The sequence below is a fragment of the Burkholderia sp. Ax-1719 genome, from assembly GCF_011753055.1.
Classification (GTDB): domain Bacteria; phylum Pseudomonadota; class Gammaproteobacteria; order Burkholderiales; family Burkholderiaceae; genus Paraburkholderia.
The window spans coordinates 356,572-365,672 of record NZ_VWWJ01000006.1; the positions used below are offsets into that span (position 1 = coordinate 356,572).

General features: G+C 62.0%; 7 protein-coding genes and 2 tRNA genes. 6 read left to right on the top strand and 3 right to left on the bottom strand.

The genetic code is table 11. The annotated features are described in order from the left end of the window. Positions 1-130 precede the first annotated feature (130 nt). From oxc to oxlT, 6 genes are all read left to right on the top strand, one after another. Positions 131-1,876, top strand: a complete 1,746-nt coding sequence (gene oxc, locus F3J17_RS14985) for an oxalyl-CoA decarboxylase (protein ID WP_167059667.1) — start codon at positions 131-133, stop codon at positions 1,874-1,876. Positions 1,877-1,936: 60 nt separating this feature from the next. Beyond that, positions 1,937-3,187 carry a formyl-CoA transferase gene (gene frc, locus F3J17_RS14990; protein WP_167059670.1) on the top strand — a complete coding sequence of 417 codons (1,251 nt, stop codon included), beginning with the start codon at positions 1,937-1,939 and terminating at the stop codon, positions 3,185-3,187. Positions 3,188-3,298: 111 nt separating this feature from the next. Continuing rightward, positions 3,299-3,763, top strand: a complete 465-nt coding sequence (locus F3J17_RS14995; RefSeq protein WP_167059765.1) for a PAS domain-containing protein — start codon at positions 3,299-3,301, stop codon at positions 3,761-3,763. Between the two features lie 54 nt (positions 3,764-3,817). Then, the gene (locus F3J17_RS15000; RefSeq protein ID WP_167059673.1) at positions 3,818-5,395 is read left to right on the top strand and encodes a Re/Si-specific NAD(P)(+) transhydrogenase subunit alpha; all 1,578 of its coding nucleotides are present in this window, start codon (positions 3,818-3,820) and stop codon (positions 5,393-5,395) included. 9 nt (positions 5,396-5,404) lie between these two features. Continuing rightward, on the top strand, positions 5,405-6,799 hold the full coding sequence (locus F3J17_RS15005; protein WP_167059677.1) for an NAD(P)(+) transhydrogenase (Re/Si-specific) subunit beta: 1,395 nt from the start codon (positions 5,405-5,407) through the stop codon (positions 6,797-6,799). Positions 6,800-6,866: 67 nt separating this feature from the next. Next, positions 6,867-8,192 carry an oxalate/formate MFS antiporter gene (gene oxlT / locus F3J17_RS15010; protein WP_345891194.1) on the top strand — a complete coding sequence of 442 codons (1,326 nt, stop codon included), beginning with the start codon at positions 6,867-6,869 and terminating at the stop codon, positions 8,190-8,192. Here the strand turns inward: oxlT and F3J17_RS15015 are convergent. From F3J17_RS15015 to F3J17_RS15025, 3 genes are all read right to left on the bottom strand, one after another. Further along, a complete protein-coding gene (locus tag F3J17_RS15015; RefSeq protein WP_167059682.1) occupies positions 8,123-8,437 on the bottom strand; it encodes a hypothetical protein in 315 nt (104 codons plus the stop codon). The two genes, oxlT and F3J17_RS15015, sit on opposite strands and share 70 nt — an antisense overlap. A gap of 144 nt (positions 8,438-8,581) precedes the next feature. Continuing rightward, positions 8,582-8,668: transfer RNA gene (locus F3J17_RS15020), tRNA-Leu, on the bottom strand. A 327-nt stretch (positions 8,669-8,995) separates the two neighbouring features. Further along, positions 8,996-9,082, bottom strand: a tRNA-Leu gene (locus tag F3J17_RS15025). Positions 9,083-9,101 lie beyond the last annotated feature (19 nt).

Below are 9,101 nucleotides of genomic sequence, written 5' to 3' on the forward strand. Positions count from 1 at the left end.
GGTAATAGCAATGTGCTGGATCGGGACGGAAAAACGTCTTGACTAATATAGTGTGTGGAATATTGTATATCACGGATCGCAGGCATCCCACGCAGCGACCCGCATAACGCCCCGCCAAAGAGGAGACGTCATGGCAGAAGCAGGCATCAACGACGCGCGCAACGATTCCGCGCAGGACGAGCAGGCGACGACGGACGGCTTTCATCTCGTCATCGACGCGCTCAAGCTCAACGATATCGACACGATTTTCGGCCTGGTGGGTATTCCCATTACCGACCTCGCACGCCTCGCGCAGGCAGAGGGGATGCGTTTCATCGGCTTTCGCCATGAGCAGAATGCGGGCAACGCGGCTGCCGTGGCGGGCTATATGACGAAGAAGCCCGGCATCTGCCTGACCGTTTCCGCACCGGGCTTCCTCAACGGTCTCACCGCGCTCGCGAATGCCACGACCAATTGCTTTCCGATGATCCTCATCAGCGGGTCGAGCGAGCGTGAAATCGTCGATCTGCAGCAGGGCGATTACGAAGAAATGGATCAGTTGAACGCCGCCAGGCCCTATGCAAAGGCTGCGTATCGCGTGCTGCACGCGGAGGATATCGGTATCGGCGTGGCGCGCGCGATTCGTGCCGCGCTTTCGGGCCGGCCCGGCGGCGTGTATCTCGATCTGCCAGCCAAATTGCTCGCGCAGACTATCGACGCCGCAAAGGGGCGCGAATCGCTCGTCAAGGTCGTGGACGCCGCCCCGCGACAGATACCGGCGCCCGACGCGGTTCAACGCGCGCTCGATGTAATAAGGAATGCGAAGCGACCGTTGATCCTGCTCGGCAAGGGCGCGGCCTACGCCCAGGCCGACGCGCAGATCCGCGAACTGGTTGAAAAGAGCGGCATCCCCTATCTGCCGATGTCGATGGCGAAAGGCTTGTTGCCGGACACGCATGCGCAATCGGCTTCGGCGGCACGCTCATACGTGCTGGCAGAGGCCGACGCGGTGGTGCTGATCGGCGCGCGGCTGAACTGGCTGCTCGCGCACGGAAAGGGCAAGACGTGGGGCGCGCCCACGCCCAAGCGCTTCGTGCAGATCGATATCGCGCCCACGGAAATCGATAGCAATGTGGCGATTGAAGCGCCGCTGATCGGCGATATCGGTTCCTGTGTGGAAGCGCTGGTTGCAGGCATCGGTAGCGGATTCCCGCAGCCGCCCGCGGAATGGCTCGATGCGATTGCGCAGCGCAAGAACGCGAACCTCGCGAAGATGGCCGCGACGCTCGACAAGAATCCGTCGCCCATGAATTTCCACAGCGCGCTGCGCGCAATCCGCGACGTGCTCAAAACGCGTCCGGACATCAACGTGGTGAACGAAGGCGCGAATACGCTCGACTACGCGCGCAGCATCATCGATATGGCCCAGCCGCGCAAGCGCTTCGATTCCGGGACGTGGGGAATCATGGGTATCGGCATGGGCTTCGCAATCGGCGCGGCGGTGACGAGCGGTACGCAGGTGGTGGCGATCGAAGGCGACAGCGCATTCGGCTTTAGCGGCATGGAACTGGAAACCATCTGCCGCTACAACCTGCCGGTCTGCACGATCGTCTTCAATAACAACGGCGTTTATCGCGGCACGGACGTGAACCCCAGCGGCGGCGCTGATGTGGCGCCCACGGTGTTCGTGAAGGGCGCGCGCTACGACAAGATGATCGAGGCCTTCGGCGGCGTGGGCCATCACGCAACCACGCCCGAAGAATTGACGCAGGCGTTGCTTGACGCCATCGCTTCCGGCAAGCCCACGCTGATTAATGCGGTGATCGACGAGACCGCCGGTACGGAAAGCGGGCGTCTCACGAATCTGAATCCGCAAAGCGCGGCCATGAAGAAATAAACGTCCACCTGCATTCGATCCGGCAAACCCGACATTTCAGACATTCCAGGAGATAAGGTCATGAGCAATCCCCTCGACGGCATCAAGATCATCGACTTCACGCATGTTCAGGCTGGGCCGGCCTGCACGCAACTGCTTGCGTGGTTTGGCGCAGACGTTATCAAGGTCGAGCGGCCGGGTGCGGGCGACGTCACGCGTTCGCAACTGCGCGACATCCCCGAAGTGGACGCGTTGTATTTCACGATGCTCAACAGCAACAAGCGCTCGCTCACACTCGACACCAAGAAGCCCGAAGGCAAGGAAGTGCTGGAAAAGCTGATTCGCGAGTCGGACGTGATGGTCGAAAACTTCGGCCCTGGCGCGCTCGATCGCATGGGTTTTACGTGGGAACGCATCAACGAACTCAATCCGAAGATGATCGTGGCTTCCGTGAAGGGCTTTAGCGAAGGCCATCATTACGACGATCTCAAGGTGTACGAGAACGTCGCCCAATGCGCGGGCGGCGCAGCATCCACCACGGGCTTCTGGGACGGCCCGCCCACGGTGAGCGCGGCGGCGCTGGGCGACAGCAATACCGGCATGCATCTGGCGATCGGCATTTTGACGGCGCTGATCGGCCGCGATAAAACCGGCAAGGGCCAAAAGGTGGCGGTTTCGATGCAGGACAGCGTGATCAACCTGTGCCGCGTGAAGCTGCGCGATCAGCAGCGGCTCGATCGCGTCGGCTATCTTGAGGAGTACCCACAGTATCCGCATGGCAGCTTCAGCGATGTGGTGCCGCGCGGCGGCAATGCGGGCGGCGGTGGTCAGCCGGGCTGGGTGCTCAAATGCAAGGGCTGGGAAAACGATCCGAACGCGTATATCTACTTCACGGTGCAGGGGCACGCCTGGGAGCCGATCTGTCACGCACTCGGCAAGCCGGAGTGGATCGACGATCCGGAATACAAGACGGCGCAGGCGCGTCAGCCGCACATCTTCGATATTTTTGCGACCATCGAAGCCTGGCTGGCCGACAAGACCAAGTATGAGGCCGTGGATATCCTGCGCAAATTCGATATTCCGTGCGCACCGGTGCTGAGCATGAAGGAGCTGGCGAACGATCCTTCGTTGCGCGCGAGCGGCACGATTGTCGAAGTGCCGCATAAGGAGCGCGGTTCATATCTGACCGTGGGCAGCCCGATCAAATTTTCGGATCTGCGCCCGGAAATCAAGGGGTCTCCGTTGCTGGGCGAACACACGGACGAAGTGCTCGCCGATCTTGGCTACACGCCGCAGCAGATCGCCGCCTTGCATGAGGTGCGCGCGGTTTGACGGTTTGCAGGTAGCTGCGTCGTTACGAAGGAGTGGCGGATGATGCGCGGGCCTGTCGGCCTGTGCATCATCCCGCTGCCGCCAGAACCTGTTCCCCACACGGTCAACGCCATGTCATCTGTTATCGATTTTGCCCAGCTTGCCGACGCCATCGGCGATGCCATCGTCATCTCCGATGCCGCAGGTGACATCACCTTCTGGAATCCCGCTGCGACGCGCATGTTCGGCTACTCGCGCGACGAGGCGCTGGGCAAGACGCTCGACCTCATCATTCCGGAGCGGCTGCGCGGACGACACTGGGAGGGCTATCACCAGACCATGGCGACGGGACAAACCCGCTATGGCAACGATGTATTGCGTGTGCCAGCCGTCGACAAGAGCGGGCGTGCGCTCTCGATCGCCTTTACCGTCGCGCTGCTGCATGACTCGCAAGGCGCGCTGAACGGCATCGTTGCGGTGATCCGCGACGAGACTGCGCGCTTCCTGGAGGATCGCAATCTCCGCAAGCGCATCACTGAACTCGAAGCTCAGGCTCAGGCTCAAGTGCAAGCTCAGGTGCAAGCCCAGCAGTCCTGATTGAATTGCGCCATTGCAGTCCACATAGAACACAACGATCAGGAGACAGTCGGCATGGCAATGACCATCGCGATACCGCGCGAAACATTCGAGGACGAGCGGCGCGTGGCCGCCACGCCGGAAAGCGTGGCGCAACTGCTCAAGCTTGGCTACGTGGTGGAAGTGGAGGTTGGTGCGGGCGAGCGCGCTTCGTATAGCGACGACGCTTATCGCGCGGCAGGCGCTTGCATCGTCGAAGACGCACTCGAACTCTGGAGCAGCGCGGATATCGTGCTCAAGGTGCGTCCGCCGTCGATCGACGAGGTTCAGCGCCTCAAACACGGCGCGACATTGATCGGCTTCATCTGGCCCGCGCAGCAGGGCGCGTTGCTCGACGCGCTGGCTTCACGCAGTGCGACGGTGCTCGCGATGGATTGTGTGCCACGCATCTCGCGCGCGCAGAAGCTCGATGCACTGAGTTCGATGGCGAATATGGCGGGCTATCGCGCGGTGGTGGAGGCGGCGCAATATTTTGGGCGTGTTTTCACGGGGCAGATCACGGCGGCGGGCAAGATGCCGCCCGCGAAAGTGCTCGTGATCGGCGCGGGCGTTGCGGGCCTCGCGGCAATTGGCGCGGCGCGCGGGCTCGGGGCGATCGTGCGCGCATTCGATACGCGGCCCGAGGTCGGGCAGCAGATCGAGAGCATGGGCGCGGAGTTCCTTACCGTCGAAGTCGAAGAAGAAGGCGACGGTGCAGGTGGCTACGCGAAGCAGATGAGCGCAGCGTTCATCGAAGCGGAGATGGCGCTATTCAAGGCGCAGGCCGCCGAAGTCGACATCATCGTCACGACCGCGCTGATACCCGGCAAGCCCGCGCCGCGCCTGATCGATGCGCAGACCGTGGCGTGCCTGCGCGACGGCAGCGTGATTGTCGATCTGGCGGCGGAGCAGGGCGGCAATTGCGAGCTGACGCGCGCGGGCGAGGTGGTGCGGGCGCATGGCGTCACGATTGTCGGCTTTACCGATCTGGCCAGCCGGATGGCGAACCAGTCGAGCCAGCTCTATGCCACGAATCTTCGGCATCTGTTGACGGATTTCACGACCGATAAGGATGGCGAATTAAAAATCGACATGAACGATGTCGTGCAGCGCGGCACCACCGTCATGCTCAATGGCGAGTTGTGCTGGCCCGCGCCGCCTGTGCAGACCGCAGCGCCTGCTTCTGCGAAACACGAAGCGGCGACGCCTGCCGTGCCGCACGCATCCGCTAGCCATGCAGAACAGGATGCGGCGACAGACGCGCACCGCCGCGGCGTTGGCGGTCTTCTCGCGCTCGCGCTGATTGCAGTGTCGTTGCTGGCGCTCGGCGCAGTCGCGCCGCCTGCCTTCGTCGCGCACTTCACGGTGTTCGTGCTGGCTGTGTTCGTCGGCTATCAGGTGGTCTGGAATGTCACGCCCGCGCTACACACGCCGCTCATGAGCGTGACCAACGCGATCAGCGGCATCATCGTGATCGGCGCGTTGCTCCATCCCGCAGGGGGCAACGCGCTCGTGAGCGTCCTCGCAGGCGTCGCTCTCGTGGTGGCGACCATCAATATCGCCGGCGGCTTTCTCGTCACCCAGCGCATGCTGAAGATGTTCCAACGGACCTGAGGAGACGTGATGTTGAACGGAATCGGCAATATGGCGTGGCTGGGCGCAGCGACGCTGTTCATCCTCAGTCTGCGCGGGCTGAGTCATCCTGCAAGTGCACGACGAGGCAACATTTACGGCGTATGCGGAATGACCATCGCCGTGCTGGCCACGCTGCTGGTCACGCGTGGCGCGGGCCTGGGCGTCGCTATCGGTGCGGCGCTGGTGGGCGGCGGCATCGGTGCGCTGCTGGCCAAACGCGTAGAGATGACGCAAATGCCGCAACTCGTCGCGGTGCTGCATAGTTTCGTGGGCCTGGCCGCAACGCTGATCGCTTTCGCCAATGCGCTGTCGCCTGCGTCGGCGTCGAGTGGAATCGAGCGCGCGATTCACGATACGGAGATCTATGTCGGCGCGTTTATCGGCACGATTACGTTCACGGGTTCGATCGTCGCGTTTCTCAAGTTGCAGGGCACGCTCAGCGGCAAACCGCTCATGCTGCCGGCACGGCATCTGATGAATGCCGCGGCGCTCGTGTTCTGTGTCGTGCTGGGCTACGTGTTCATCGGCGCGACGGATGAGGGGCAGGCGCTGATGGCGCTCAGCGTCATGTGCGCGATTGCAGCGGTGCTGGGCGTGCATCTGGTGATGGCGATCGGCGGCGCCGATATGCCGGTGGTCGTTTCGATGCTCAACAGCTACTCCGGCTGGGCGGCTGCTGCGACCGGCTTCATGCTCGACAACGATCTGCTGGTGACGACGGGCGCACTGGTCGGTTCAAGCGGCGCGATTCTCAGCTACATCATGTGCCGGGCGATGAACCGCAGTTTCGTTTCGGTGATCCTGGGCGGCTTTGGCGCGGTCACTGCCGCCGCGAGCGCCGCGCCCGAAGGCGAAGTGGTGGCGACGACGGTGGACGAAGTTGGCACCCTGCTGCGCGACGCCGCCGAAGTCGTGATCGTGCCGGGGTATGGCATGGCGGTGGCGCAGGCGCAAGGCACCATCAGCGAAATCACGCGCCGCTTGCGTGCCCAGGGCGTGCGGGTGCGCTTCGGCATCCATCCGGTGGCGGGGCGCTTGCCGGGGCACATGAACGTGCTGCTCGCCGAAGCCAAAGTCCCCTATGACATCGTGCTCGAAATGGACGAGATCAACGAAGACTTCACGAATACCGACGTCGTGCTCGTGATCGGCGCGAACGATATCGTCAATCCGGGCGCACAGGAAGACGCCGCCAGTCCGATTGCCGGCATGCCAGTGCTCGAAGTGTGGAAGGCGCGCACGGTGGTGGTGTCCAAGCGCAGCATGGCAACGGGTTATGCAGGCGTGGACAATCCGCTTTTCTATAAGGACAACACACGAATGTTGTTCGGCGACGCGAAGGGCAGCGTCGATGCGCTGCTCAGGCAGCTCGAAACGGCCTGATGACCTTAGCTGTTGCTTCATACCGATTAAAGACGCACCGAGCGTCGACGAATGGAGAGAGACAACCGTGTCACACACCGATCGCATCGACGTCGTCTATACGGCGCGACGCCATAACCGCTGGGTGCAGCTCGCCGCGGGCATCGCCTGCATGGGCCTGGTCGCCAATCTGCAGTACGCGTGGACGCTTTTCGTCGTGCCGATGGATGCTCGTCACCATTGGGGGCAAGCCGCGATCCAGCTGGCGTTCTCGCTGTTCATCGTCACCGAGACCTGGCTCGTGCCGGTCGAGGGCTGGCTGGTGGACCGCTTTGGGCCGCGTCCCGTGGTGATGGGCGGCGCGTGCTGCGTGGCGCTCGGCTGGCTGCTCGATGCGTGGGCGCCTGTGCTGCCGGTGCTTTACGTGGCCGCCGTGATTTCAGGTATTGGCGCGGGTTGCGTGTATGGCACCTGCGTAGGCACTGCGCTGAAGTGGTTTCCGGACCGCCGCGGCCTGGCGGCGGGGATGACGGCAGCGGGCTTCGGCGCGGGCGCGGCGCTCACGGTGATTCCCATCTCGCGCATGATCCAGCATGCGGGCTATGAAGCCGCGTTCGTTTTCTTCGGACTCCTGCAAGGCGTTTTGATCCTGGCGCTTGCGCTCGTGATGGTGCGCCCGAAGCCGCCTGCGCATGCGGCGCGCGTGAAGCGCGTCGTCGCGACGAAAACCGATTACACCACGCAGCAGATGGTGCGCGCGCCGCTGTTCTGGGTGATGTATGCGATGTTCGTCTGCGTAGCGACGGGCGGCATTATCGCCACGGCGCAGATTGGGCCGATTGCGAAGTCCTATGGTTTCGCCGCGATGCCCGTGGCGTTCATGAGCGTGTCGCTACCGCTGCTGACGATGACGCTGTCGATCAACAATCTCTGCAATGGCTTTACGCGGCCGCTGTGCGGCTTGATTTCGGATCGCATCGGACGCGAGAACACGATGTTCATGACGTTTCTCGGCGAAGGACTCGCGCTGCTGGGGCTGCGGTACTTCGGGCACGATCCGTATCTGTTCATGCTGTTTTCCGGGCTCGTCTTTCTGTTCTACGGCGATATCTTTTCCAACTTCCCGGCCACTTGCGCCGATACGTTCGGTGCACGTTACGCGGCTGGTAACGCGGGCACGCTTTATACGGCGAAGGGCACGGCCGCGCTGCTCGTACCCGTGGCAACGCTGCTCGCGTTGCATGGTGGCTGGAATAGCGTGTTCGAATTCGCGGCTTGCATCGCGATGATGGCGGGCGTGTGTGCGAAGGTCGTTTTGCAGCCGATGCGGCGGAAGTGGATTTTTCAGTCGGCGCCGGCTGAACTGCATCCTGAACCGGCCTTCAACGCCGCGCCGCTGGGATCGGGGGAATAGGAGCGTCGTCTGGTTGCAGGTGAGTTGGCGCGGATGCGCGCGCGGCGTACGCGTCGGGTGTCCATGCCGGCCTGCTGACGACGGAAATCGGATTCGCGAGGGCTGGCAGTGTCGATGGGCGAAGCGAAGCGGCCTTCGTTCTGGCCGCGCTCCATCCACTCAAGGGGCAGGCGGGTCGCAATCAACCAGGTCGCCGCTGCACCGAAGCCCACCGCAACGATCGCGGCGATGACGACGATTTCCATCCGGTCTCCGTTCATTTCGTAGCAATGTATCCGTGAGGATATAACGCTTCGCGGTGCGCAGAGAAGTCAGAGCGGATGTGAGGGAAGGGGATTTGAAGCAGAAATGAAAAAAGCCAGCTAGAAGCTGGCTTTTTTCATGAATCTTGGTGCCCAAGAGAGGACTCGAACCTCCACAGTGTTGCCACCGCCAGGACCTGAACCTGGTGCGTCTACCAATTCCGCCACCTGGGCAAGGTGTCGCTTACTACTTACTGCTGCGCTGTGTCGTGCAGCAGAGAACGAGATTCTAGCGCATCTGTAGAAGCTGTCAATAGCTTTTTTCAAAAAATCTTCACATCGCGCAAAAACTGGGTTTCGCCAGGTTCAATCGTGAGAGAGAAGGACTCGATGAGGGCCCAAAAATGCGGCAATGAAAAGCAAAGGTCCGGCAAAGCGTTGATACTTTGCCGGACCTTTGTCATTCCCGACGTTGTTGCGAACGAAACGAATTGCGAAATGCGCAAAACAATGCCGGGAAATGAAAAAAGCCAGCTAGAAGCTGGCTTTTTTCATGAATCTTGGTGCCCAAGAGAGGACTCGAACCTCCACAGTGTTGCCACCGCCAGGACCTGAACCTGGTGCGTCTACCAATTCCGCCACCTGGGCAAGGTGTCGCTTACTACTT